The organism is Huijunlia imazamoxiresistens (genome assembly GCF_037132455.1).
Taxonomy (GTDB): Bacteria; Bacteroidota; Bacteroidia; order Chitinophagales; family Chitinophagaceae; genus Flavisolibacter; species Flavisolibacter imazamoxiresistens.
Genome location: NZ_JBBBEI010000001.1, coordinates 398211 through 424486, shown reverse-complemented (window position 1 = coordinate 424486; position 26276 = coordinate 398211). Strand labels below are relative to the sequence as shown.

The following is a 26276-nucleotide window of genomic DNA, read 5'->3' as shown; positions in this document are numbered from 1 at the left end:
TGGAATCCATGGGCGTGAGAGGGCCGTTGGGGCCGGATACCGACCTTTTTGAGGAGGCAGGTTTGCGGGGCAATGACTTCCAGGGCATGGTCGGGCAATTTGCCCGGAAGTACGGGGTCAACCTGGAGGGCTACCGCTGGTACTTTCATACCGATGAGGAAGGAGGCACCGGCGGTATCGGGGGCCGGCTGTTCGCCCCACCCTACAAAAGGGTGGAACGCATCCCGGTAACGCCGCGGATGCTGGCGGATTTCGCCAACAGCGGCCGCTGGTCCCTACCGTATCCCGACCACCGGTTGCCCCCGGTGCGCTACGATATCCTGCTCAACCAGGTATTGTTCTTTGGTGCCGTGATTGCCCTGGCGGTGGTGCTGCTGCAAAAATGCTAGCAGGCGGCTTTTCGGGGGGCCTTTCCGCGATACGCGTACATTTTCTATTTTAGAAAACTATAATCCTTTCCGGTGCTGACATTCATTCTTAAAAAAGCAGGCTACGGGCTGTTGGTGCTGCTGGGCGTCATCCTCCTGGTCTTTTTCCTGTTCCAGGGCTTTGGCGATCCCTCGCGGCTGCTGATGGGACAAACCGGCGACTCCGCTACCCGCGCCGCCATCCGTAAAGAGTTGCACCTCGACCAGCCCAAATGGCAACAGGCCCTGTTGTACCTCAACGATGTGTCGCCCCTGGGCGTGCACAGCACGGAGGAAATTCAGCAGAAAGCGCTGAAAGGCCTGTTCGTGGGCGGTCACTGGAAAGCGGGCCTGAAGCTGCCCTACCTGCGCACCTCGTACCAGACCCGCAAGCCGGTGGCCGACATTTTATGGAAAGCCCTTCCGGGAACGCTGCTGCTGGCGGTAGCCGCCATGCTGGTGGCAATAGTCCTGGGCATACCCCTGGGCGTAGGCGCCGCCCTCCGCCAAAACTCCTGGTTCGATACCGCCGCCGTGTTCGGCTCTATTGCCGGTATCTCGGCTCCTTCCTTCTTCAGCGGCATCATCATCGCCTACCTCTTCGGCTTTATCTGGAGCGGCTGGACGGGGCTGCACCTGACGGGCAGCTGGTTCGATATCGACCTGCAAACCGGCGAAAAACGGCTGTCGCTGCAGAACCTGGTGCTGCCGGCCCTGACGCTGGGCATCCGCCCCCTGGCCATCATTACCCAGCTCACCCGCAGCGCCATGCTCGACGTGCTGCGGCAGGACTATATCCGGACTGCCTATGCCAAGGGACTCGGCCGCAGCCGGGTCATCTGGCGCCATGCCCTGCCCAATGCGCTCAACCCGGTGATCACCGCCATTACCGGCTGGTTTGCCGAGCTGCTGGCCGGGGCCTTCTTTATCGAATATATTTTTGGCTGGCAGGGCATCGGGAAGGTAACGGTGGACGCCCTGGAAAAGCTGGATTTCCCGGTGGTTATGGGGTCGGTTTTACTCGCATCGGCCTTTTTTATCATTATCAACATCCTCGCCGATGTCCTGTACGGGCTGGTGGACCCACGTGTGGTGTTAAAATAATGTAGTAAAAAATTAATATTTTCCCGGTAAATTTTTAGTGGTTGCAAGTAGAAATGTTATAACTTTATGAGCCACCATTAAATCATAATTCCACAATTACACAATTTTTCACCTTAAACTATTTCATTATGGAAAAAGTTGCTGATGTATTGGCTCGGAAATACCCGCAATTCAATACCGTTTCACCTGATCACCTCATCAGCGATGCCCTGTACCAGATGTGTGCGGAGAGCGTTGATTTCCTGATTGTATTAGACGGCGATAGCTTCCTGGGTATTTTGACCAGTAGTGATATTGCCAACAAGGTTCTCTTCACGAACCGGCAATTGAATGAAGTGCGTGTAAAGGAATTTATGAACCGGAACCTGCCGGTGGCAACTTTGGACGACTCCATCGAATATTGCATGCAATTGCTGGAACGCCATAATGCCAAATACCTGGTGGTATACGACCAGTTTACGTTTAAGGGTGTGGTTTCTTCCTATGACCTGATGCAGGAAGCTTTATATAAAAGAAATACCGTATTCGAAGGCGCCCCCGCCGACCAGACTCCCTGGAAATATTGAAAGGCGACTTATTGAATGACCACTTCAGCAATATCATTCGAACCTAAAGCTTCGTTCACACGAAGCTTTATTTTTTCCTTCTGGTACATCAGCTCCTGCTTTAAGGGCGCCACATGCGTCGTGATGAACAGGGTTTTATTGATAATGCGGATGTTCTCGGTGTACTTGGCAATGGTCTTGCCCATGATCTTCTCCCAGATCTCCTCAATTTGCAGGGCCTGGATCTCTCCCTTCAGCCGGCTCTGATTCAAAAACTGCCTCAGGGCATCGCCCATTGAATACTCTCCCATGGGACAAAATTACAGGTTCACGAGTTTACAAGTTCACGAGTTTAGGAATTCGTTCCTGGGTTCCTGGGTTCCGTTTTCGGGTTCATGGGTTTGCGTGGTTCGCTGTTCCTTCCGAAGTTCGTTGGTATTCCTCCTTGCTTCGTACTTCGTATCGCTAACCTCGTACGTCCTTCCTATAGCCGGATCAGCTGAAAGGGCTGGTTTAAAGCGATCAATTGGGTTTCCAGGCGCTGGCAGTTGGTGTCGGTGATGAAGACCTGGCCGTCATTGCCGGTGCAGACCTGCAGCAGCAGGTTGGCGATGCGCTCCTCGTCCAGCTTCTCGAATACGTCATCCAGCAGCAGGAAGGGGGACAGCTTTTTCTGTTCCTTCAGCACCTCCATTTCGGCCAGCTTCAGGGCGAAGAGCAGGCTTTTGCGTTGCCCCTGCGAGGCAATGGCCTTGAACGCCTGGGCGCCGAGGTTCAGCACCAGGTCGTCGCGGTGGATGCCCGCACAGGTGCGCTGCACGGTCAGGTCCCTGGACCGGTTGGCGGCCAGCAACTGCTCGAGGGTGGCCCCCTGCAGCTCGCTTTCGTACAGCAGGTTTACCGGCTCGTAATGGCGCACGATCTCGTTGTACAGTTGCTTGACCAGCGGCAAAAAGCCCATGAGGAACTCCTGGCGCTTTTCAAAGACGGCATTGCCCTCCCGGGCCAGCTGTTCGTCGAGGATATCCAGCACCGACAGGTCGCGGCTGCCGAAAGGCTCGTTGTAATTGCGCAGAAAGGAATTGCGCTGCTGCAGCAGGCGGGTGTAGTTGATGAGGCTTTGCAGGTAGTTGCTGTCCAGCTGGGAGAGGAGGGTATCGATGAATTTGCGCCGGTCTTCGCCTGTACCCAGGATCAGCTGTACGTCGTCCGGGGCGATCACCACGCAGGGGTAGTGCCCGATATGACGGGAAAAACGGGTGTACAGCTCTTCGTTCAGGGAAAACTCCTTTTTGCCCGTTTCCCGCAGGATGCAAACGGCCTTTTCTTCCCTGCCGTTCAGGGTAAAGCGTCCCTCCACCCGGAACCCCTGCTGGCCGTGCTGCACCACCAGGGCGTCCTGGCGGGTGAAATAGCTTTTGGTAAAGCAGAGGTAATGGATGGCGTCCAGCAGGTTGGTCTTGCCCCGGCCGTTCTTGCCGCAAATGCCTACGACCCGTTCGGTAAAGCGAAATTCCTCGTGAAAATAATTCTTGAACTGAAACAGCGAAAGCGATTGAAGGGAAAGGCTCATATAGGCTCGCAAGGTAGAAAGAAAGAGGGCATACGGCAAAAATCACCCGGCTCCCGTCGAAACTAAAGCTTAATCCCTTATTTTTGCGGCTCAAATTTTTTGCCTGTGGCTTCTAAATTTTCTAAAGAAACCTACCTGTACTGGTACGAGTTAATGCAGTTGATCCGTCAGTTCGAACTGATGGCCGAAGAAAAATACAAAATGGAAGGCAAGATCCGCGGTTTCTTCCATGCCTACGTAGGGCAGGAAGCCATTGCCGCCGGTTGTATGACCGCCACTCAGCCCGGAGATTCTTTTGTGACCGGTTACCGCGACCACGGCCTGGCGATTGCCAAGGGCGTATCGGTGAACTCCTGCATGGCCGAACTGTACGGCAAGGCTACCGGTTGCGCTAAAGGAAAGGGTGGAAGCATGCACTTCTTCGGTAAGGAACAGAACTTCTACGGCGGCCATGGTCTCGTGGGTGCACAGATCGGCACCGGCGCCGGACTGGCGTTTGCCGACCAATACATGGGTACCAACAATGTGGCGCTGGCCTTCTTCGGCGACGGCGCTTCCCGCCAGGGCATGCTGCACGAAACCTTTAACCTGGCCATGCTGTGGAACATTCCCGTAGTCTTCATTTGCGAGAACAACCACTACGCCATGGGCACTTCGGTAAAACGCTCCTCGAACGTAACCGACATCTACAAGCTGGCCGACGCCTACGAAATGCCCGCCGACGTGGTGGACGGTATGCGCCCCGAAGCCGTGCACGAAGCCGTTTCCCGCGCCGTGAAACGCGCCCGCGAAGGTGGTGGCCCGACCCTGCTGGAGATCAAAACCTACCGCTACAAAGGTCACTCCGTAAGCGATCCCCAGAAATACCGCACCAAGGAAGAGCTGGAGCAATACAAGGCGAAAGATCCCATCGCGATCCTGCTGGAGACCATCAAAGCCGAAAAGCTCGCTACCGATGAAGAAATCGCCGCCATCAACAAGCGCGTGGAAGAACAAGTGGCCGAGAGCGTGAAATTCGCCGAAGAGTCGCCCTTCCCCAGCGATGATGAGGTGCTGAAGGATGTGTACATCGACCAGAACTATCCTTTCATTGTTGACTAATTTCTCACTATCCCATAAACTAACAATTCATGGCTGAAACGAAACAGGTGATCGAAAACGATGACCAGCAGGTAGTGGTAGACCGGGCCCGTGATTTCTGGAGCCGCTACAGCCGCCCCGTACTGATCGCCAGCGCAGCAATCATCGTGCTGTGCGGCGGGTACCTTGCCTATAAATATGCCATCCAGCGACCCCAGGAAGAAAAAGCACTCGAATCCATGTTCAAGGCAGAAGAATACTACCGCATGGACTCGCTCAACGCCGCCCTCAACGGCGATGGCGTGAATGCCGGCTTCCTGAAGGTGATCGACAAGTCGGGCGGCACCCCGGCCGGTAACCTGGCCCGGTTCTATGCCGGATCTATTTACCTGAAACAAGGCAACCCCGCCAACGCGGCCAAGTACCTGGCGGACTTTAAGACCGACGCCAAACAGATCCAGGCCCGCGCTTATAAGCTGCTGGGCGACGCTTATGCCGAACAGGGCAAGAATTCCGACGCCCTGGACGCCTACAAAAAAGCGGCGCATCATTTCGAGGACGACGACGTTAACTCTTCCGAATACCTGTTTCTCGCTGCTTATTTCGCCGCCCGCGTGGCCAATAACCAGAAGGAAGCCGTGGACCTGTTCAAGGAACTGAAGGATAAATTCCCCCGCACCGAAAAAGGGTTTGAGGCTGAAAAATACCTCGCCCAGCTGGGAGTTTACAGCGATTCCAAATAACCTACATAAAAAGAATCAATGGCAAGTTTAGGAAACAAGAACCTGCTGCAACAAATCGAGGGCATCCAGAACATCAAGGATGCCCTTGTTGTTTTAGTGAAAACCGAATGGAATGCCGCCGTGGTGGACGAGCTCGAAAGCGGCTGCATCCGCATTTTTGAGCAATACGGCCTCCGCTACCGGACCCTGACGGTGCCCGGCGCCGTGGAAATTCCCTTTGCGATCCAGCAAACCTGGGCCAACACGAACCAGCCCTCGGCCTTTATTGCGCTGGGCTGCGTGATCAAGGGCGACACCCCGCACTTCGACTATGTCTGCCAGTCCATCACCGACGGTGTAACCCAGCTGAACCTGGCGCTGCCCGTCCCCACCATCTTCGGCGTACTGACGGTGAACACCGATCAGCAGGCCCAGGAACGCATCGGCGGCGTCCACGGCCATAAAGGCGAAGAAGCCGCCATCACGGCCATCAAGATGATCCAGCTGAACCAGGGACTGAAAAGTTTGTAGTGGATAGTTTGTGGTTTGTAGGGGGCGGAACTCCGGAAAGCAAGGGAATGAAAGCAGTGGATACGAAAAGTCATTGTTGAAACACGTAAACTTGTAACCTGTGGAGGAACTACAAACCACAAACTACAAACCACAAACCTTTTTCGCATGAACGTACAGCTCTTCATTCCCTGTTTCATGGACCAGCTGTTCCCGCAAACCGCCTTCAATACCGTCAAGGTATTGGAAAAGACGGGCTGCACCGTTTCCTTCAATCCCGATCAAACCTGCTGCGGCCAGCCCGCCTTTAACGCCGGCTTCTGGAACGACGCCCGCCAGGTATGCACCAAGTTCCTGAAAGAATTTTCCCCGGACGACTACATCGTTTCCCCCAGCGCCTCCTGCGCCGGCTTTGTCCGCAACTATTTCGGAAAGCTGTTCGAGGACTCCCCCCTGCAAACCAATGCCACGGCCATCCGGAAGAACATTTATGAGCTGAGCGAGTTCCTGGTGAAAGTGCTGGGCCATACCCGCTTCGATGCCCGCCTCGATGGCCGGGCCACCTACCACGATTCCTGCGCCGGCCTGCGGGAATGCCACATCAAAAGCGAACCCCGCAAGCTGCTGGCCCAGGTGCGCGGGCTGGAACTGGTAGAGTTGCAGGACGTGGAAACCTGCTGCGGCTTCGGCGGCACCTTTGCCGTGAAACACGAGTCCATTTCCATCGGCATGGCCGAACAAAAGGTCGAAAATGCCCTGGCCACCGATGCCCGCTACCTCATCTCCACCGACCTGTCCTGCCTCATGCACCTCCAGGGCTATATCGACCAACAGGGCTACGACCTCAAAACCCTGCACCTGGCGGATGTGCTCGCCAGCGGATGGTGACAAACAATAAGTTCCTGAGTTCCTGAGTTCGTTGTTCTTAGCGGTTCTGGTTTATCTTCGCGCCCCTAATCCGCAAAAAATCAATCGTTATGGCTTACTGGCTGGTAAAATCCGAACCCTTTAAATACAGTTGGGAACAATTTGAAAAAGACGGGCAAACCTTCTGGGACGGCGTCCGCAACTACGGCGCCCGCAACAACCTGCGCTCCATGAAGGAAGGCGACCAGGTTTTCTATTACCACAGCAACGAAGGCCTGGAGATCGTCGGCATCGCCCAGGTAGTAAAAGAACACTACCAGGACCCGACAACCGAAGAAGACGCCTGGGTAGTGGTGGACCTGCAACCCGTGCGCCGGCTGAAAAACCCGGTCACCCTGAAACAAATAAAAGCCGAACAGCGCCTCCAGGAAATGGCCCTGCTCCGCCTCAGCCGCCTGTCCGTATCCCCGGTACGCGAAGAAGAATGGCTGGTGGTGATGGAGCTGGCAGGAGAACTTTCCTAACTTCAGAGTTTACAAGTTTACGAGTTCGTTACCGGCGCCAGCAACTCGTAAACTTGTAAACGCGTAAACTCGTAAACTAAAAACGCACCCACCTCTTTTCCGCCTGACTCTGAAACGCCCGTTCGATGATGCGGATGACGTTGACGCCGTCTTCCGCCTTTACCCTCAGCTCTTCGCTTCCCTGCAGGGCGCGGAGGATATTTTCGTAATAGGCGACGTAGTTACCGGCTTCGCTTTTTACCTTACCCCGGAACTCCACTCCATTGTATTCGGTATGGAGCGTTCCCCAGGTGCTTTCGGGCTCCTGCCCCCAGTTGGGCGTAGTGGCCGGCGACAGGCCGCCGTTCAGCGCTTCCTCCTGCACATCGAGGCCGTATTTGACAAATGAGCCCTGCTCGCCCAAAAGAATATACTTTGGCAGGGGCTCCTTTACCAGGAAGCCGGACTTCAGCGTCACCTTCAGGTTCCCGTAATCGAGCACCAGCTCAAAGTTGTCGATGATCTTCGTTTCCGGACGCTGGGTGCGCAGGTCGGCAGATACCGCTTCGGGCAGGCCGAAAAGGGTCAGGGCCTGGTCGATCAGGTGCGAGCCAAGGTCGTAGAGCAGGCCGGTGCCCTGGTCGCCCGCTTCCTTCCAGGTGTTGGGGCGCAGGGTATTGCGGAAGCGGTCGTAATGGATCTCGCACTCGGCCAGGCGTCCGAGCAGCCCGCTTTGCAGCACTTTTTGTACGGTCAGGAAATCGCTGTCCCAGCGGCGGTTCTGGTACACGCTCAGGAGCAGGTTCCGGCTGCGGGCCAGGGCGGCTAACTCTTCGGCCTCGGCCACCGTCACGGTAAACGGCTTGTCCACCACCACGTGCTTTCCGGCCAGCAGGGCTTCCTTTGCCAGGGAATAATGGGTGGCATTGGGCGAGCCAATCACTACCAGTTCGATGTCGGCATCCGAAAAAATATCAGTGGCCGCCGGTACGACCTCGGTGCCGGGATAGCGGCTGTTGATCAGCGGAAGATTGGCGGCATTGGTTTGTCTTATTTTTTTCAACCTCAGTCCGGGCACACAGCTGATGGTGGGAGCGTGGAAGATCCTTCCCGCCATGCCGAAGCCTACCAGGCCAACGTTTACCAGTTTATTCATGTGTAAAGAAAATTAAGGTGTCGCAAAGGTCCATTTTTATCCCGTTCACGGGTGGTTCTATTCGGCCCGGCGGAATACTTCGTCCAGGGTATAGGTGCAGATGGGATCTTTTTGATGGAAAAAGGCCTGGATCATGGCTTTGGCCACGATAGCGCCCTTGATGGGTTTTAGCCGGTGCAGGCCGGGAATACGGTGCAGCAGGTTCAGCACGGCCGCGCCGATCTTTTCCCCCAGGCGGGTTTCTTCGCGCTGGCCGGTCAGCAGGCCGGGACGCAGGATGCTGATCTTTTGAAAGGAAAGCTTTTGTATGTCCCGGTCCAGCTCGCCTTTCATGCGGGAATAAAAAAGCCTCGAATCGGGGGAGGCGCCGGCCGAAGACACCAGCACATAGGAAGGAACCCCATTGCGGGCGGCAGCGCGGGCAAAAAGGTATTGATAGGTATAGTCGATCCGGAACTGGGCGCCTTTGCTCCCGGCCTTCCGCAGCGTCGTGCCCAGGGCCGAAAACAGCACCGAACCGGTGACCAGGTGTTCCCAGTTCCTGGGAGCGTCGAAGTCAATAATGAATTCTTCCAGCTTCGCATGCCGGCGGCCGGAAGGCCGGCGCACAAAGATCTTCACCCGCTCTATCCGTTCGTCGCCGAGCAGGGCGGTCACTACCTGGCTGCCCACCAAACCGGTGGCGCCAATTACGATAGCTGTCTGAAGTTGTTCGGGAATCATGAAAGGGAAATGAATAGGCAATAAGCAAAGGGCAATAGGCAAATACGAATATACAGGAGAAGAAGGATCGAATGCGTAAAAGGAAATAGAATTCCAGTTTTAAAAAGTTAAATACAATGGGGTAACCCCTGTTGCCCTTTGTGGATTGCCTATTGCCTATTGCCTATTGCCTATTGCCAATTGCCAATTGTTCAGTACTTACCAGACTGGAGCTTTTCGGCTATGGCCACTTCCAGGTCGTCGGGAAGCGTACCGGAGTCATCGTCAATTGCCGCCAACCGCCCCAGTCGCGAATCCCAGGTAAACACATGCTCCGTACCACCGTTATAGCTGATCCGGTACCGGGTTTCGGTATTGAAGGTATAAGGGGCTACTTTTACCTCGTAGGGTACCTTTCCTACTACCATTTGAAAATTGCGTTCTTGCATATTCATTATTAGGGTTTTGGTTGTTCTCACAAAAAAAAGTCCAAAAGCGCACCCCTGAGCTGAAGGTTCCGGGAGGTAAGGGGAAAATAGAGTTACTTTACGGCCATGAAAACCGCCTTCCGCCTGTTTCGGGGCCTTCCGGCCATGGCTCCGTTTTTCGTGTTTGCCGTTAGTGCCTGTGCCGGCCCCCAAAAGGCCACGACACCTGTGGCCGCACCGGGAAATGTGGCGGTGGAAGGAAGGCTGCTGGCCCTTGCCTTCCAGCAACGGGCAGCCGAATACAGGGCCCTGTGCCTGCAGGCCTTTCAGCTGGCCCGCCTGCGGGTGGAAGCTTCCCTGCAACGACCCGCCTTGCGCCCCCGGGCCGTGGTGACCGACATCGACGAAACGGTGCTGGACAACAGCCCTTACGATGTAGCCCTGGCGCTGCAGGGAAAGGAATACGATGAAGCTTCCTGGAACGAATGGACCGCCCGCGCCTCGGCCGATACCGTACCGGGAGCCCCCGCTTTCCTCAAATTCGCCGCGGCAAAAGGCATCGAGATCTTTTACATTACCAACCGCTCCGAAAAAGAACGGCGGGGCACTCTGGCCAACCTGCAGCTGTTTGGCCTGCCCCAGGCCGATAATGAACACCTGCTGCTGAAGGGAAGCGCCTCCTCCAAGGAAAGCCGCAGGCAGGCCGTTCTCTCCGGCCACGAGGTGGTGTTGTACCTGGGCGACAACCTGTCCGATTTCAGCGCCCTGTTCGATAAAAAATCCACAGATGAACGGCTACGCAACACCGATAGCCTGGCCGCCGAATTCGGCGACCGTTTCATCGTTTTACCCAACCCCGTTTACGGCGACTGGGAATCGGCGTTCTACCATTACCGTTATGACCTCACACCCGCCCAGAAAGATTCCGCTATCAAAAGCGTTTTAAAAGGATATTAACCAAGGAACTTGTGAACCCGTGAACTTCTACAGAAACACTTACAAACGGATATAAACGTTCCCGTCCCGTTCTTCAGTGGGGTAGGTGGCGATCTTTTCGGTGGCGGGGCCGGCGGCTACGGCCCCTGTCTTTGTGTGGAATTGCGAGCCGTGCCAGGGGCATTGGACCGTGCCACAGATCAGCGCGCCCCCGGCCAGGGAGCCGCCCTTGTGGGTACAACGGTCGTCAAAGGCCACATAGCCTTCCTCGGTACGCCCGATGACAATCCGTTTCCCGTCCACATGTACCAGCTTCATCTGGTTTATTTTGAGCTCCTCCAGCCCGGCTACCGCCACAAGCCCGCCGGGGGCGTCCACGTGTGTCTCCGTCCACTTGCCCGCCTGGGCATAACGGATGTCCACCCCAATCTGGTTGCGGTACACCAGCGTTCCGCCCAGCCAGCCACCGATGAACAACAGGACGGTACCCACCCCTTCCAGCGCCAGCACCACGGCCGGCGAGGCATCGGCATTTCTCCGGTAAAAAAAGGCAAGGACATACAGGATCACGACCGTCAGGTTGATCAGCCCGTGCTTGGCGGCCCGCTTTTTCGCCGAGCTTTTCGGCGGCACGGTGTACCGAAAATCGATAAAGCCGGCCGTCGCCGCCAGCAGGGCAAACACCACACCCGCCCCCACCAGGTACATGCCGGTGCGCCAGAAGCTCTCGCTTTCCCGGACAACGCCCAGGACATCGAACAGCAGGGCGCCGATAAAAAAAGCCAGGGGAAAGGGGAGCAGTATGGGGTGCAGGGGATGGCCCTTGATCTGTGCTTTGCTTTTCATGCCGTTAAGGATTTAAAACCTGGAAAATAAACGGCACTACCACAAAAACAGGGCCCGCCCCAGGCTAATAATGCGTATGGTTCACCACCACGCTTTTCAGGTAGGCGGGGTCTTTTTTGCGGTCGTTGCCGCTGTGGCGGGCGGTGGCGCAGCCATACACCCGCAGCACGTTGCGGTTGAGGGTGATTACTTCCTCGGCGCCCCGGCCCGTAAAGTCGAACATATGAAAGACCGGATCGGGGAAAAACAGCCTGCCCTGGCCGGACCTGTTGAGATGAAATTTAAACCAGAACAGGTCGTCCGGGCCCTGCCCCCGCCAGGAGCCTTTGACGAAATCGGGGTTGCCGTTGATGGGGTTGCCCGGCCACTTGAACAGGAAGTCGCCCTTGTTGCCGAACCAGTACAGCTGGCTCCACAGGTAGGGTTCGCCGGCCTGGCGGTTGCCGTAGGTGCGGCCGCCCACTACTACCTGCGGTCCCGGCTGGCGGTCCAGGAAATCGCCCACCTGCAGTTGCTGGCTGTGTTCGGCAGTTTGCTGCCAGATGATAGCGCCGCTCATGGCCTTGTACACAAACACGCCGGTCTCGCTGTTGGCCGTCACAATATCCAGGCGGCCGTCGCGGTCCACATCGGCAAACTTGTAGCTGTCGGCATGGTCGTGGTTATCGCCCAGCAGGGCAAAGCGGTCCCAGATGCGCTGGCCTTTGGCGTTGAGCAGCAGCGAGCCTACCAGCACTTCGTCGATGCCGTCGCGGTCGAGGTCCACGGGATAAATGTAATGCCCGAGGTTGTCCTTTTTCCGCTCTTCGTCATGGCTCCACAGCCGCTCCAGGGCTGGCGTATAGGCGCTGACGTTGATGGTGCCGCCCATATCGGTAAAGCAAAGAATATGGGCCCCCTTTTTATGATCCAGCTTGCCGATGGCCAGGCGGAAGTTGTTGTATTCGTGCGGCAGGGGCCTGGTCGGCCAGGGCGCCTGCTTTTTGATGGCCCCGGTTTGCCCGTCGGCAATAACCAGCCATTCCTTGCCGTCCAGGAAGCGCCAGTGCACCACTTCGGCCCTGGCATCGCCGTCAAAATCCCACAGTACCCCGGGGGCCTCGAATTCCGACCGCTGGCGGCCGCCGGCTTCGGGAGCACTGTAGGTCCACAATTGCTTGCCGCTGTTATCGAAGACCGTAGCGGAAAAATCGGGGGAGAGCACCATGAAGTCGGTGGCGCCGTCGCCGGTCACATCACCGAACTTTACCGCGTTGGAATTGGGGATGGCGTATTCTTTCAGCAGGTTTACTTCCGGATGCAACTGGCGGGACTTCAGGTCTTCTTCCGTTACTTTTTGATCCTGGGTCAGCACCAGCACGTCGACCACGGCGCCGGGATGGATGCGGGTGATCTTGATATCATTCAGGCCTTCCTTCAGCCGGAAGGTGCCGCCATACTGCAGCGACAGGGAATCGCCCCCGAAGGTCGCCGCGGTCAGGGTGTCATTCACGGCCACCTTGAAGGAGCTGCCCCTGCCGCCCCTGCCCCGGACGTACAGCCGGTACAGCCCGGCCCTGGCCTGCACTTTTTTCAGCAGGTTGGTGGGCGAATGGAGCACGATGGCCGTATTGTTGAACACCCAGGACTCCTTCAATGCGCCCGCATCGGCCATCTGGTCGTTCTTGGGCAGGTCGGCCAAAAAATCGGAAGCGGGAATGACGATGCCGGAAAAGGAAGCACCGGTCCCAGAGCGGGAAGTATCGGCACTATTCCGGCCGAAAGCGGCGCCGCAGCAAAGCGAAAACAGCAAAGCGAAAACAGATGTTTTCATATGACAATTCAAAAGTTTACGGGTTTACGAGTGTACAAGATTACGAGTTCTTCCCGGCACGGAAACAACTCGTAAACTCGTAAACTCTTTATTTTTGAAGCATGAGCAAAAAGAAACTGGTCGTGCTGACGGGAGCCGGCATGAGCGCCGAAAGCGGGCTGAAGACCTTCCGCGATTCGGACGGGTTGTGGGAAGGTTACGACATCAATGAAGTGGCTACCGCCACCGCCTGGCGCCGGAACCCGTCGCTGGTGCTGGACTTTTACAACCTGCGCCGCAGGGGCGTTCGCGAAGCGCAGCCCAATGCCGGCCACTTCGGCCTGGCCGAACTGCAGGACCAGTTCGACGTGCAGATCATCACCCAGAACATCGACGACCTGCACGAGCGGGCCGGCTCCCAAAAAGTACTGCACCTGCACGGCGAGATCTTCAAAATGCGGAGCGAAAAGAACGAGGAGCTGGTGTACCCTATTTACGAGGACATCAACCTGGGCGACAAGGCCCCCGACGGTGCCCAGTTGCGGCCCCATATCGTATGGTTCGAAGAGCCCGTACCCCTGATGGAGGAAGCCGCCCGCATTGTCCGCAAGGCCGACCTTTTCGTAGTGGCCGGCACCTCGCTGGTCGTTTACCCCGCCGCCGGCCTGGTGGACTATGCCCCCTGGCACATCCCCAAATACATCATCGACAAAAAAATACCCTATACCCAAAGTTTATACGCCCTGACGAAGATCGAAAAGCCCGCAACGGAAGGAGTGGCCGAATTAAGGCGGTTGCTGCTTGGATAGTGCCAAAGTTCACGAGTTCACTAGTTCCAGAGTCAGGCCGTTACAGGTTTAGAAGTTCCTGTGCCAGGAATAAACTACCAAAGTCTGCAAGACTTTGTAGTTTGACCGACCTGCAAGTTGCTCCCAAACGGAGTTAGCCCAACTTTGGAACTCTGGCACTTTTGAACGCTGGAACTATATCTCTTCGTGCTGCTCGGTAAATTCGATGCCGTGCTTTTTGAGTTCGTTGAGCACGGGCACATAGATTTCCTTGGCGGTGGGGATCTGCAGCCCACGCAGGGGGATGCGGCCGGCAAGAATAAGTTTGGTGGCGACGCCCATGGGCAGGCCCACGGTTTTGGCCATGGCGGTCCGCTGGCCGTCTTCCCCGATAAGGGTCATGCTGCTGCGGGCGCGGAATTTCTTTCGCGGCCTTTTCTCTTCCTCACTGTGCCCTTCGTTCCCCGAACCGCGTACTTCCGGGTTTTCTTCGGGCAGTTCGTATTCCACTTCGTGCATCATCACCACCATGTCCTTGTCCTGCTCTGCCAGGGCCAGCTTTTTCTCCAGGGCGAATTGCAGCACGTCGGCGGCGCTGCAGCGCCCCTTGTTGATCAGGGTCTGGCCGTCGTCCAGGCCCAGGAAGAACAGTTGCTTCAGGGTGAGTTTGGCCTCGTGCATTTTAAAGGCGATGGTGGCGGCGGCATTGTTCTTCAGGTCGGCCATGTCCACCTCCTGCAGCTCGCCGCTCGAATTGACCATCAGGAAGTCCTCCACGGCTTCATTCCCTTCCTTGGCGGAGGTTTCTTCCAGTTCCACCAGGTTCATCAGGTCGGTCAGCAGCTGCTGCGTCACCTGGAACTGCTGCTGCAGGCGCTGCTCCAGCCAGTCGTTGAACTGGTTGCGGTCCAGGTGTTCCTTGAAGAATTCCATCAGCGACTTGCCGTCGGTCTCGTACAGCAGGGTTTCGTCGGTCAGCTTCAGGTCCACGAGGTTCTTCCAGCCGTACATGAAATCGGGGTGGCGCAGGGTGGTACGGACGAAGGTAGGGCAATGGGAGAGCGCGTACTTGCCGGCATAGCTTTCCGAGTCGCGGTTGGGGTACCAGCACAGCAGGTCATGACCCGGCACCACCACGTAGCGCTTTTCCGCGAAGATGCCCTCGTAGGGCACGTTTTCCACCTTGCCGTTCTGCCGGAAGACGGCGCCGCCCTTGCCCGCCAGTACCACGTTGCGGGGGTTCCAGCTGATCTTGTAATGCCAGGGGTTGTCGTCGCTGGCGGGGGCTACCAGTCCGCCGCAATGCGAAAGAAAGGAGGTCACCATGCCTTCTTTGAGCCGGATGTCGTCGATGAGCTTGCGGGCGCTCATATGGTCGAGGCCGGGATCCAGGCCCATTTCACACAAAAACAGCAGGTCCTTTTCCGCCGCTTCCTCGCCCATACGGGCGATCTCATCGTCCACATAGGAGGCCGTGAGCAGGTGTTTGCGGTAGTGCAGGCAATCCGCGGCCACCAGCCGGTGCAGCAGGGGCGGCAACAGCGACAGCACGATATCGGACTGCTCGATGTAGTACTGCCGCCGGATCTCGTCGGTAACGTCAAAGGAAAGGGCGGTCCCATAAGGCGAACCCTTGAGCTTTTCCTGCACCAGGGGCAGGTGGGCGTCCACCACCGTCAGGCGCCAGTCTTCTTCGGGCGCATTTTCCAACAGGTAATCGATCAGCAGGGTAGCCGACTTGCCGGCCCCAAACAGCAAAATGTTCTTCATGGAAGTTAATTACGCTTAAGATACTGTAAAAAAAGTTCCAAAGTTCCAGAGTTCCTGAGTTCCTGAGTTTGGTTTCCAGCAAGCCCATGAATCCCCAAACGAATGCGAAAAATTAAACTACCCAAAATCATAAAAGGGTATCCGCTCAACTCAGGAACTTGGGCACTCGGGAACTAAGGAACTTTTGGCGCCAAAAAACATTAACAATATTTTGCTTGCAACCTGCGCCAATTTCCCCGGAAAAGTTGTTTTTTATAAAGATTTTAAGCTTAAAAAGGGTAGTTTTGCCCCCTTTAAATTAGACACAACAGGAATAGAAATAAATGGAAGAAAATCTTCAACCACAAGAAACAAACGACATCAACCGCATCATCCCTGTTAACATCGAGGAGCAAATGAAAACCGCCTACATCGACTACTCCATGTCGGTGATCGTGGGTCGTGCGCTGCCCGATGTACGCGATGGGTTGAAACCGGTGCACCGGCGCATTTTATACGCCATGAATGAACTGGGCATGAACTACAACCGCCCCTATAAGAAATCCGCCCGTATTGTGGGCGAGGTTTTGGGTAAATATCACCCCCATGGTGATACGGCGGTATATGATGCGATGGTGCGTATGGCGCAGGAGTGGAGCATCCGCTACCTGCTGATCGACGGGCAGGGTAACTTCGGCAGCGCGGACGGCGACGGACCGGCGGCCATGCGTTATACCGAGGCCCGCCTGCACCGCATAGCCGAAAGCATGCTCGAGGATATCGAAAAGGACACCGTGGACTTTCAGCTGAACTTCGACGACTCGCTGAAGGAACCCACCGTGCTGCCGGCCCGTATTCCTCACCTGCTCGTCAATGGCTCCAGCGGCATCGCCGTAGGTATGGCCACCAACATGATGCCCCATAACCTCAGCGAAGTGATCGACGGCTGTATTGCCTATATCGACAACCGCGAGATCACCATCGACGAGCTGATGCAGCACGTGAAAGCCCCCGACTTCCCTACCGGCGGCCTCATCTACGGCATGGAAGGCGTCAAATCGGCCTTCCACTTTGGCCGCGGAAGGGTAGTGCTGCGCGGCAAGCTCCACGTGGATACCAAACCCAGCGGACGCGAGCAGATCATCATTACCGAAGTGCCCTACCAGGTGAACCGCGACGCTCTCTGCGACCGCATCGGCCAGCTGGTGAACGACAAGACCATCGAAGGCATTGCCCATATCAACAACGAATCCAACGGCAAGGAAGGCACCCGCATCGTGGTGGACCTGAAACGCGACGCCCTGGCCAACCTGGTGATCAACCAGCTGTTCAAGTACACCGAGCTGCAAACCTCCTTCGGCATCAACAACGTGGCCCTGGTGAAAGGACGCCCCCGCATCCTCAACCTGAAAGACCAGATCGCCGAGTTCGTGGAGTTCCGCCATGAAGTGGTGGTGCGCCGTACGCAGTTCGAGCTGAAGGAAGCCGAGAAAAAGGCCCATATCCTGCAAGGCTACCTCATCGCCCTGGACCACCTCGACGAAGTGATCGCCCTGATCCGCGCTTCCGCCACTCCCGATATCGCCCGTGAAAACCTGGTGAATGCCGGCTGGGGACTGGACGACATCCAGGCCAAAGCCATCCTGGAGCTGCGCCTGCAACGTCTGACCGGTATGGAACGCGACAAGATCAAGGAAGAATACGACGAGCTGATGAAGCTCATCGGCTACCTGCGCGACCTGCTGGCCAACGAAGACCTGCGTTTCGGCGTGATCAAGGACGAGCTGAACCAGGTGAAGGAACGCTTCGGCGACAAGCGCAAGACCGAGATCACCTTCCTGGACAACGAGATGAGCATTAAAGACCTTATCCGGGAAGAAGACGTGGTGATCACCATCTCGCACCTGGGCTACATCAAACGCACCTCGGCCACCGAGTTCCGCTCGCAGAAGCGCGGCGGCAGGGGCGCCAAGGGCAGCCGTACCCGCGAGGAGGATTTTATCGAGCACCTGTTCGTGGCCTCCACCCACCATACCCTCCTGTTCTTTACCGAAAAAGGCCGCCTGTACTGGCTGAACGTGTACGAGATCCCCGAAGGAGAAAAGAACAGCAAGGGCAGGGCCATCCAGAACCTGCTGCAGATTGCCCCCGACGATAAGATCCGCGCCATCATCGACATCGCCGACCTGCAGGACGTGGATTTCGTGAACAACCACTACATCGTGCTCTGCACCAAGAAAGGCATCATCAAAAAAACGGCCCTGGCCGACTTCAGCCGCCCCCGCCAGACAGGGGTCAACGCCATCACCATCGTGGAAGGCGACCAGCTGCTGGAAGCCCGCCTGACCGACGGCAACTGCGACCTGATGATGGCCATTAAAAGCGGCCGCGCCATTCGCTTCCCCGAAGATAAAGTGCGTTCTACCGGCCGCGGCGCCATCGGTGTGGGCGGTATTGAGGTGGACGGTGATGAAGATGAGGTTGTTGGCATGATTTGTGTCAACCCGTCGACGCCCGAAAGGACCGTTCTTGTGGTCAGCGAAACCGGTTTTGGCAAACGCACGCCGGTGGACGAATACCGTATTACCAACCGCGGCGGCAAAGGCGTCAAAACCATCAGCGTCACCGATAAGACCGGCGGCCTGGTGGGTATCCTGGACGTAGCGCAGACCGACGACCTGATCATTACCTGCAAAAGCGGCCTGACCATCCGCATGAAGGTAGCCGACATCAGCGAGCTGGGCCGTGCCACCCAGGGGGTGAAACTGATCCGCATCGACGAAGGCGACTCTATTGCCGCCATCACGAAGATTAATGTGCAGGAAGAAGAAAACGGCGAAATAAGCGAAACGGAAGAGGGAGCGGAAACCGCACCCGCTACCGGCGAAGCAACCAATCCGGCCCCGGAAGCATCTCAGGAAGGAGAGAACGGAGTTCAATCATAAAACAATAACAAAAACCATCAACAATGCGCAAACTAATCTTCTCCGCAATCATGGTCGCCAGCAGTGGCGCCCTGTTTGCACAGAAACTCGATGACGTTCAGGAGAAAATAAGCAAAGGGAAGTTCGCCGAGGCCCAGGAAAAGATCGACAAGATTATCGAAGACCCCAAAGGCCAGAAAAACGCCGAAGCCTGGTATTACAGAGGAATCGTTTACTACAACCTGGGACAGGACTCTACCCGCACCGATAAAGACTACCGCCAGGAAGCGTTCAGCTCCCTGCAGAAGTACTACGAGCTGGATCCCAAGAACCTGAGAGGTACCCTGGAGCAGAATGTGCGTGTTTTCCAATTATACGATGCCTACTACAACTCGGGCATCAAGGCATTCAACAATAAGAACTTCGAAGCCTCTTTCAAAAACTTCAGCCAGGCGCTGAACGTGGAGAACTATATCATCGGCAAGGGCTTCAGCTACCCCGGCATCAACATGTCGGCCCTGGATACCAACCTGATCCTGAACACGGCAGCGGCGGCTTCCAAAGCCAACCTGCGCGATTCGGCCATGGCCTATTACCGCCGGCTGGCGGATGCCAAGCTGAAAGGCGAGAACTACATCGAGATCTACCAGATCCTGATCGACTACTACGCCAAGCAGAACGATGCCGGCAACCGCGCCAAATACCTGGCCATCGCCAAGGAACTGTACCCCAACAACGACTACTGGTTCGACGTGGAACTGGCACCGCTGAAGGACGACAAGTCCAAGGCCCTGGCGAAGTACGAAGAGCTGATCGCCGGTAACCCCAACAGCTACTACCTGACCTACAACTACGCGGTGGAGCTGTTCAACTACCTGTATGCCGGCGACAAGCCCCCGGCCGATGCCGCCAGCTTTGAACCGAAGGTGCAGGCTGCTATCGCCAATTCCATTAAAGTGAACAACACGCCCGAAGGCAACCTGCTGATGACGCGCTACCTGACCGAAAGGATCTATAAGACCGAGGACAGCGCCCGCGCCGTAAGAGGCACTACGCCGGCCGACGTGAAGAAAAAGCAGGCCATCACCGCCCGCCAGAATGCCCTGTGGGACCAAATGGCCCCCTACGCCCAGGCAGCGTTCACGGCCTATGCTTCTAAACCCGAGCTGAAAGTGGCCGATAAAGGAAACATCAAGTACATCTCGAACATCCTGATCGACTACTACAACATGAAAAAGCAGTTCGACAAGTCGAAAGAAGTGGAAACCAAGGTAAAATCGCTGGGCCTGTAAGGACCACGAACCTTCTATAAATGTAAAGGCCGGGACATTGTCCCGGCTTTTTCATTGGCAGTGCCGGAAAATTGTCCGGAAGTACGCCCAAATCAATTGGGACAACCGAAGTTCTTGGCTAACTTACAGGCGAAAACTCAGCTGTAATGACACAAATTTTATTGCTGGAAGACGACATCAAAATGGCCTCCGAAATAAAGTTGTTCCTCGACAACCAGGGCTACCCCTGCGACGTGGTCAACGACGGATCGCAGTTTTTTGTGCAGGCGGATACCGCCCCTTACCAAATCTACCTGCTGGACATTAACGTGCCCCGGGTCAGCGGCATGGAGGTATGCAAACGCATCCGGGCCAACAATTCCGCCACCCCCATCCTGATGCTGACCGCCTACGGGGCGGTGGCCAAGAAAGTGCAGGCCCTGGAATACGGCGCGGACGACTACCTGGTAAAACCCTTTCACCTCGACGAACTGCTGGCCCGCATAAAAGCCCTGCTCCGCCGCAGCAGCCATGCCCAGAAAGGACCTTCCGGCGTGTTCTCCATCGCCGACCTGGTGCTCGACCCCTCCGAAATGAAGGTAAAACGGGCCGGAAAGGAGATCAACCTGACCCTCAAGGAATACAAGCTGCTGGAACTGCTGGCCCAGGCCCGGGGAAAGATCCTGTCCAAGCAAACCATAGCCGAACAGGTATGGGACATCCATTTCGAAACCGGCACCAACACCATCGAGGTCTACATCAGCTTTTTACGCAACAAGATCGACAAAGGCTTTGACCTGCCGCTGATCCATACGAAGCCGGGGTATGGCTACTATTTGAAAGAGTCCAAATGAGGAGTTTCTAAGTTCCCGAGTTGGCGTTACTCTGAACTTGATACCTCTTAACTCAGGAACTTAGGAACTCAGAGACTCAGAAACTTGCCTTTATGAACCTGAAGCAACGGTTTTCCCTCTTTTTCAGCCTGCTGTTCTCGGTGCTGCTGGCGGCGGTGATGATGACGGTTTATTACCTGTTTGCCAATTTCCGGCAGGAGGAGTTTATCGACCGGCTGTCGGAAAAAGCCGAAACCACCATCCGCCTGCTGGTGGAAGTGGACGAGGTGGACTACCAGACCCTGAAGATCATCGACCGCAATACCATCAACCGCCTGTACAACGAAAAGACCCTCATCTTTAATGACAGCATGCAGCTGATCTACAGCAGCCTGGACGACCCCCACCTGGAATGGAGCCCCGAAGAGCTTCAGCAGATCAAAAAAGAAAAAAGCCTTGTGCGCAAACTGGGCCAGATCGATGTGCTGGGCCTTTATTTCGACCTGAAGAACCAGGATTACTTCGTGCTGGTATCCGCGGAGGACAAATACGGAAACCGGAAGCTCCACTACCTTAAATACCTGCTCACCGGCGCCTTCCTGATCGGAACCGCCCTGGTGTGGATCCTTTCGTTTTACCTGAGCAAGCAGAGCCTGTATCCCCTCGACCGCGTCCGCAGCCGCATCCAGGAGATCACCGGCCAGAATCTGAATACCCGCCTGCCCACTACCGGCCGGGAGGACGAGATCAACGCCCTCTCGCAATCCTTCAACCAGATGATGGACCGCATCGACCAGGCATACCAGCGGCAAAAGGAATTTACCGGCAACGCCTCCCACGAGCTGCGGACCCCTATTGCCCGGATGGTTACCCAGCTGGAAAACATCCTGAATCGCAAAAAACTTTCCCCCGCCGAGACCATGACAATCCAAAGCATAGCCGAGGACGCCTATGAACTGTCCGATATGGTGACCTCCCTGCTGCTGCTGTCGTCCATGGCCGACAAGGAGGAGGCGGCCGCCTTTCGGAAAGTACGGCTGGACGAGCTGATCTTTTCAGCCGCTTCCGAGATCGCCCGCCTCCACCCGGGCTTCCGGCTGCGCTTTGAGATCGAAAACCGGTCGTTCGACGAAACCAATATCGAGGTGGAAGGAGATGAGACCCTGCTGAAAATAGCCCTCCTGAACCTGCTGAAAAACGCCTGTTCTTATTCGGAAGACCAGGTGGTTTCCTGCCTCGTGTGTCAAAATACGCCAACGCTGCAGGTTTTTGTCACCAATAGGGGCCCGGTGCCGGATGCCCCCGATCTTGCCTCCCTGTTCAATACGTTTACCCGGGGGAGCAACGTGCTCAACAAGCCCGGCAGTGGGGTCGGGCTCAGCATCGTGCAGCGGGTGTTGCAATACCACCTGGCCCGGGTCGAATACCGCCTGCCCGATGAGCAAACCAACCAGATCGTGATCACCTTTCCCCGAAAATTAAAGGATTGAAAATCACAAAAGGCCGATTAAATTTACCTTAAAATAAACTGTTGAGCTCGCAGCCTATTTTTATTCTTGCAGGTCGGCTATAACTTTACGCTAACATATCCTTAACATGACTGTCCACAAGCCGGGCAGTTGTTGCCTTTCCGTCCGTCCCGTCCCTTTTCCCGCTCCCTGTGAATTCGGTTTCCCGTTCCTCCCTTTGCATTCCCGCCTGATCCGGCACCTTAGCTGAAGCCAGAGCTATTGCCATATTATAACGGTACGCCCTAAGCGAAACGCATTCGCCCGGGATCTCTATTGTCATCAATATCCCGCAGGCCCTAACAGGCCTGCCGAACAATAAAAATGATGTTTATGAATTCCACCCGTTTCTCCTTTCTGGCACCCTTACTCCTGGGGATCCTTTCTATTTCATGCCACCTGACCGCCACGGACCTGACGGACCTGGACGAGGAAAACACCGTCGCCTCCCTGTCGGCCAGGGGAGAAAATATACGGATGAACCGTAGCCCGCTCAATCCCAAACTTTTGTACGAGGAAACCCTCGAAGAATCCAAGCCTTTTAACCCGGACAACCAGAACAGCCTGGGCACCTGGGAATACGCCATCCGCTACGTAGACAAGCCTGTGTTCCAGGGCGAAAAGTCCGTGCGCTTCGAGATCCGGGAAGCCCAGCCCCTGGTCCAGGGGGGCAAAAGGGCCGAAGTAGTGATCGTCAAAGGTGCGGAAAAAGAAATCTCCAGGGATGCCTGGTACTCCTTTGCCGTCTATTTCCCCTCCAACGGTTATGAGTATGATAACGACCGGGAGATCATCAACCAGTGGTTCCAGGACGGCACCCCCGCCACCTCCATGCGCACCCAGCGCGACCGCTTCCTGCTGGAAACCGGCAACAAGATTCTTAAAAGGTACCAGTACGACCTGGGCCCTATTGAAAAGGACCGCTGGCACGAATTCGTATTCCATTTTATCCATGACGACGATTCGCACGGGCTCATTGAAATCTGGCACGACGGCGAACTGGTGCTGAAGCGCAAAGGCGGCAACATGTACCCGGGTCGCCTGCCGAAATGGAAGATCGGCCTGTATAAAGCCACCTTCAAATACGGCACCTCGAATGTCACCCGGCGGGTCATTTACTTCGACAACATCCGCGTGGGCAGCCACAACGCCACCTTCGAAGACATGACCTCCCTTTATAAAACCCTTCCGCCGCCGCCCCCGGATAATGGCGGAGACAACAACGATGATACCGGTAATGATAACGGCGACGAACCGTCGATCAATGACCCGGGTACCGACCCCGGAACCGGCACGCCTCTCGATCCCGACGTGGATGATGGCGGGATCGACAATACGGACAGGGAAGGAGGAACCGGAAATAACACGGATACAACAATCGGCAATGGGCAATAGGCAATTGGCAAAAGATATACAAAAGGCAACAGGGTAATCCTTGTTGCCTTTTGCTTATTTACTGAATATTAATTGCTTGTTGCCCATTGTCCATTGCCCATTATTGCCTTGCCGGGAGGGAAATCTCGAACAGGGCGCCCTGGTGCTCGATGCCGGTGGCTTTGATGGAGCCCTTATGCAGGTCGATGATCTTTTTTACGATCGCCAGGCCCACGCCGGTTCCTTCATATTTATCCTTGGAGTGCAGGCGGTAAAAGATCTCGAAGATCTTTTCCGACTGTTCGGGCTTGAATCCGATGCCGTTGTCCTGGTAAATGATCCGGTAGCGTTTTTCCGTTCCGTTAACGGTTTCTTCGGCCCGGATGCGGATCTCGGGCGTCCGGCCGGCGGGGGAGAACTTGATGGAATTGGAGATCAGGTTTTGAAATACCTGGCCCAGCTGAAGGGCGATGCCTTCCACTACCGGCAGCGATTCCCAGTGCAGGGTGGCGCCTTTTTCCTGCACCAGCACTTCCAGGTCCTCGGCGATCTGGCCCAGCACCTGGTTCAGGTCCACCGGTTCAAAGGCCGGGCGATTCTGCGACAGGCGGGAAAACGTCAGCAGGTCGTCGATCAGTTTCGTCATCCGTTCCGCCGAGGTAATGATGTTGGTCAGCTGCCGCACCGAAGTGCCGTCCAGGCTTTCCTGCAGCCGTTCGGCCAGCAGCTTGCTGAAGATGGTGATCTTGCGCACCGGCTCTTTCAGGTCGTGGCTGGCAACGGAGGTAAACTGCAACAGCTCGTAGTTCCTTTTTTCCAGCTCCAGGGTGCGTTCCTTTACCTTCTGCTCCAGCATCGCCATGGCTTCTTTTTCCTTGTTGCGCAGCTCCTGCTGGATCTTTTTTTCTTCCGTCGTATCCCGCACTTCGATAACGGTGCCTTTCGGAATCCCGTTCTCGATGATGGGGCTGGCAATAAAGGCCACGGGAAAAAAGTGGCCGTTTTTGTGCACGAACATCTCCTCGCCACGGGTCTGGTTGCGCGAGGGCAGGGCCCGCTCGATGGGGCAATCTTCAATGGGGTAGTGCCGCCCGTCGGGCCGGGTATGGTGAATATAATAGTGCAGGGGCCTGTCCTGCACTTCCGCTACGCTGTACCCGGTCATCTGCTCCGCCGCCGGGTTCATGTAGGTGCAGTACTGGCGGTCATCCATCAGGAAGAGGGCCTGGAGGGTGTTGTTGGTGATGGTGTTGATCAGCACATTCTGGCTTTCGAGTTTTTCTTCGGCCTTTTTGCGCTCGGAAATATCGGTCAGCGAACCGGCAAAGCCGCCAAAGGTACCGTCGGCGCTGAAATAGGGACTGCCATGGGTGGAGCACCAGCGCACCTCGCCGTCGCGCCGGATAATGCGGAAGTCGTCGGTAAACACCTTGCGGGCGGCAAACGCCTGGCTGAAGGCCGCATAGGCATGGGCACGGTCTTCGGGCACCACGGCATTGACCCAGCCCTGGCCCAGGTGCCCTTCCGGGGTGCCGCCCGTCCAGTCAAACCAGGTCTGGTTGATATAAATGGTTTCGCCCGCAGAATCGGTCATCCACAGCACCACGGGCGAACTGCTGCTGATCACCTGCACGAAGTCCTTGCTTTTTTTCAGGGCCGCCTCTACCTGCCTGCCGCTGGTCACGTCTTTTACCACCGACATCACGTGGGGCTTGCCTTTAAAAATGAACCGGGAGCCTTTGAAATCCGCTTCAAAAAGGTTCCCGTCCTTGCGGATGCGGGTGTTGGTACCGGCATACTGGCGGCCGGAAAAAGCGATCTCCTTGAGCACCTGGAAATCGGAAGGGTTGTGAAACAGGCGGCTGGCGTGGATCCCGATCAATTCGCCGTAGGCATAACCAAAGATCTGGCAGGCGGCGGGATTGGCTTCGGCGATATAGCCGTTCTCGTCGTAAATGATAATGCTGTCGGAGGTGGCGTTGAAGATGCTCAGGTACTGTTCCTTTTGTTCCAGCAGCTTGCGCTCGGTCAGCTTTTTTTCTTCGAACAGGCGGGCATTGGTCATGGCAATGGCCGCCTGGATGGCGATGCCTTCCATCAGCTTTTCGGATTCCGGAGTAAATACTCCGGGTTCGGAATGGCCGAAGAACAGGCCGCCAATAGGTTCTTTGGTCACCGGCGACACCACGGGCACCGCCAGGTAACTTTTTACCGGCAGGTGGCCTTTGGGCATGCCGTAGTAAGGCGGGTTCTGGCCGTAATGCGGCTGCTGCGTCACGTCGTCGTAGCGAATGGTGCCGCGGGCGGTAAAGGTGGGATCGAAAATCTTCGTGTTCCGGGGCATGGGAAACTTGGCAAAGGCTTCCTTGGACACACCCGAAATGGTATACAGCATAAAGGAGTCGCCGGACTGGTCGATGACATTGTAAAAAAAGGCACCGAACTGTGCGCCCACCATTTCGGTTCCGACGTCGGTAACCCGCTGCACTACTTTTTCCAGCTCGACCTCTGAACTGATCATCTTCCCCGACTCGAGCAACAATTCGAAAATGGTTTTCGTAAACAAGGTATTATTTTCTTTGGTTAGGGTTAAGGGGTGTGAAAATTATAAAAACTTTGAAAAGGTTTTAAGAAAGGGTAAAATGTTTTCTGCACCAA

The 26276-nt window shown here is 56.0% G+C and carries 24 protein-coding genes; 15 read left to right on the top strand and 9 right to left on the bottom strand.

The features are described 5' to 3' along the window. Positions 1–8: 8 nt before the first annotated feature. The 3 genes from V9K67_RS01420 (at position 9) to V9K67_RS01410 (ending at position 2077) form a co-directional block, all read left to right on the top strand. Positions 9–389 carry a DUF1493 family protein gene (locus tag V9K67_RS01420; protein WP_336719547.1) on the top strand — a complete coding sequence of 127 codons (381 nt, stop codon included), beginning with the start codon at positions 9–11 and terminating at the stop codon, positions 387–389. A 72-nt stretch (positions 390–461) separates the two neighbouring features. Continuing rightward, positions 462–1511 carry an ABC transporter permease gene (locus V9K67_RS01415; protein ID WP_336719546.1) on the top strand — a complete coding sequence of 350 codons (1050 nt, stop codon included), beginning with the start codon at positions 462–464 and terminating at the stop codon, positions 1509–1511. 128 nt (positions 1512–1639) lie between these two features. Then, a complete protein-coding gene (locus tag V9K67_RS01410) occupies positions 1640–2077 on the top strand; it encodes a CBS domain-containing protein (protein ID WP_336719544.1) in 438 nt (145 codons plus the stop codon). Between the two features lie 8 nt (positions 2078–2085). On the opposite strand, the gene V9K67_RS01405 is transcribed toward V9K67_RS01410, so the two are convergent. Together V9K67_RS01405 and recF are read right to left on the bottom strand one after the other, a co-directional pair. Next, positions 2086–2367 carry a DciA family protein gene (locus V9K67_RS01405; RefSeq protein ID WP_336719543.1) on the bottom strand — a complete coding sequence of 94 codons (282 nt, stop codon included), beginning with the start codon at positions 2365–2367 and terminating at the stop codon, positions 2086–2088. A gap of 173 nt (positions 2368–2540) precedes the next feature. After that, positions 2541–3629: a DNA replication/repair protein RecF gene (gene recF / locus V9K67_RS01400; RefSeq protein WP_336719541.1), complete on the bottom strand. Its 1089-nt coding sequence runs from the start codon at positions 3627–3629 to the stop codon at positions 2541–2543. 105 nt (positions 3630–3734) lie between these two features. Between recF and pdhA the strand changes: the two genes are divergently transcribed. From pdhA to V9K67_RS01375, 5 genes are all read left to right on the top strand, one after another. Beyond that, a complete protein-coding gene (gene pdhA, locus V9K67_RS01395) occupies positions 3735–4730 on the top strand; it encodes a pyruvate dehydrogenase (acetyl-transferring) E1 component subunit alpha (RefSeq protein ID WP_336719540.1) in 996 nt (331 codons plus the stop codon). Between the two features lie 29 nt (positions 4731–4759). Continuing rightward, entirely contained in the window at positions 4760–5452 is a 693-nt protein-coding gene (locus V9K67_RS01390; protein ID WP_336719538.1) for a tetratricopeptide repeat protein, read from the top strand. Positions 5453–5470: 18 nt separating this feature from the next. Beyond that, entirely contained in the window at positions 5471–5962 is a 492-nt protein-coding gene (ribH, locus tag V9K67_RS01385; RefSeq protein WP_336719537.1) for a 6,7-dimethyl-8-ribityllumazine synthase, read from the top strand. 147 nt (positions 5963–6109) lie between these two features. Beyond that, on the top strand, positions 6110–6829 hold the full coding sequence (locus V9K67_RS01380) for a (Fe-S)-binding protein (RefSeq protein ID WP_336719536.1): 720 nt from the start codon (positions 6110–6112) through the stop codon (positions 6827–6829). 89 nt (positions 6830–6918) lie between these two features. Further along, positions 6919–7332: an EVE domain-containing protein gene (locus V9K67_RS01375; protein ID WP_336719535.1), complete on the top strand. Its 414-nt coding sequence runs from the start codon at positions 6919–6921 to the stop codon at positions 7330–7332. Between the two features lie 76 nt (positions 7333–7408). Here the strand turns inward: V9K67_RS01375 and V9K67_RS01370 are convergent, their stop codons facing one another. From V9K67_RS01370 to V9K67_RS01360, 3 genes are all read right to left on the bottom strand, one after another. Next, the gene (locus V9K67_RS01370) at positions 7409–8467 is read right to left on the bottom strand and encodes an oxidoreductase (protein ID WP_336719533.1); all 1059 of its coding nucleotides are present in this window, start codon (positions 8465–8467) and stop codon (positions 7409–7411) included. 57 nt (positions 8468–8524) lie between these two features. Next, positions 8525–9190, bottom strand: coding sequence for an NAD(P)H-binding protein (locus V9K67_RS01365; protein WP_336719531.1), 666 nt, complete (start codon positions 9188–9190; stop codon positions 8525–8527). A gap of 191 nt (positions 9191–9381) precedes the next feature. Beyond that, positions 9382–9624, bottom strand: coding sequence for a hypothetical protein (locus tag V9K67_RS01360; RefSeq protein WP_336719529.1), 243 nt, complete (start codon positions 9622–9624; stop codon positions 9382–9384). 99 nt (positions 9625–9723) lie between these two features. Here V9K67_RS01360 and V9K67_RS01355 point away from each other — a divergent pair, with 99 nt between their 5' ends. Then, positions 9724–10554 carry a 5'-nucleotidase, lipoprotein e(P4) family gene (locus tag V9K67_RS01355; protein ID WP_336719528.1) on the top strand — a complete coding sequence of 277 codons (831 nt, stop codon included), beginning with the start codon at positions 9724–9726 and terminating at the stop codon, positions 10552–10554. A 39-nt stretch (positions 10555–10593) separates the two neighbouring features. Here V9K67_RS01355 and V9K67_RS01350 read toward each other — a convergent pair whose 3' ends face one another. Together V9K67_RS01350 and V9K67_RS01345 are read right to left on the bottom strand one after the other, a co-directional pair. Next, positions 10594–11379, bottom strand: coding sequence for a Rieske (2Fe-2S) protein (locus tag V9K67_RS01350; protein ID WP_336719526.1), 786 nt, complete (start codon positions 11377–11379; stop codon positions 10594–10596). Between the two features lie 64 nt (positions 11380–11443). Then, entirely contained in the window at positions 11444–13192 is a 1749-nt protein-coding gene (locus tag V9K67_RS01345; RefSeq protein WP_336719525.1) for a hypothetical protein, read from the bottom strand. A gap of 101 nt (positions 13193–13293) precedes the next feature. Between V9K67_RS01345 and V9K67_RS01340 the strand changes: the two genes are divergently transcribed. After that, on the top strand, positions 13294–13980 hold the full coding sequence (locus V9K67_RS01340) for an SIR2 family NAD-dependent protein deacylase (protein WP_336719524.1): 687 nt from the start codon (positions 13294–13296) through the stop codon (positions 13978–13980). Positions 13981–14154: 174 nt separating this feature from the next. Here the strand turns inward: V9K67_RS01340 and V9K67_RS01335 are convergent, their stop codons facing one another. Further along, on the bottom strand, positions 14155–15729 hold the full coding sequence (locus V9K67_RS01335) for a saccharopine dehydrogenase C-terminal domain-containing protein (RefSeq protein ID WP_336719523.1): 1575 nt from the start codon (positions 15727–15729) through the stop codon (positions 14155–14157). Between the two features lie 323 nt (positions 15730–16052). On the opposite strand from V9K67_RS01335, the gene gyrA reads away from it, so the two are divergent. From gyrA to V9K67_RS01310, 5 genes are all read left to right on the top strand, one after another. Continuing rightward, on the top strand, positions 16053–18653 hold the full coding sequence (gene gyrA / locus V9K67_RS01330; protein ID WP_336719522.1) for a DNA gyrase subunit A: 2601 nt from the start codon (positions 16053–16055) through the stop codon (positions 18651–18653). A 23-nt stretch (positions 18654–18676) separates the two neighbouring features. Beyond that, a complete protein-coding gene (locus V9K67_RS01325) occupies positions 18677–19924 on the top strand; it encodes a tetratricopeptide repeat protein (RefSeq protein ID WP_336719521.1) in 1248 nt (415 codons plus the stop codon). A gap of 146 nt (positions 19925–20070) precedes the next feature. Beyond that, positions 20071–20757: a response regulator transcription factor gene (locus V9K67_RS01320; protein ID WP_336719520.1), complete on the top strand. Its 687-nt coding sequence runs from the start codon at positions 20071–20073 to the stop codon at positions 20755–20757. Between the two features lie 92 nt (positions 20758–20849). After that, on the top strand, positions 20850–22226 hold the full coding sequence (locus V9K67_RS01315) for a HAMP domain-containing protein (protein WP_336719519.1): 1377 nt from the start codon (positions 20850–20852) through the stop codon (positions 22224–22226). Between the two features lie 351 nt (positions 22227–22577). After that, positions 22578–23639 carry a polysaccharide lyase family 20 protein gene (locus tag V9K67_RS01310; RefSeq protein WP_336719518.1) on the top strand — a complete coding sequence of 354 codons (1062 nt, stop codon included), beginning with the start codon at positions 22578–22580 and terminating at the stop codon, positions 23637–23639. Positions 23640–23739: 100 nt separating this feature from the next. Here V9K67_RS01310 and V9K67_RS01305 read toward each other — a convergent pair whose 3' ends face one another. Then, a complete protein-coding gene (locus V9K67_RS01305; RefSeq protein ID WP_336719517.1) occupies positions 23740–26184 on the bottom strand; it encodes a PAS domain S-box protein in 2445 nt (814 codons plus the stop codon). Between the last annotated feature and the right edge of the window lie 92 nt (positions 26185–26276).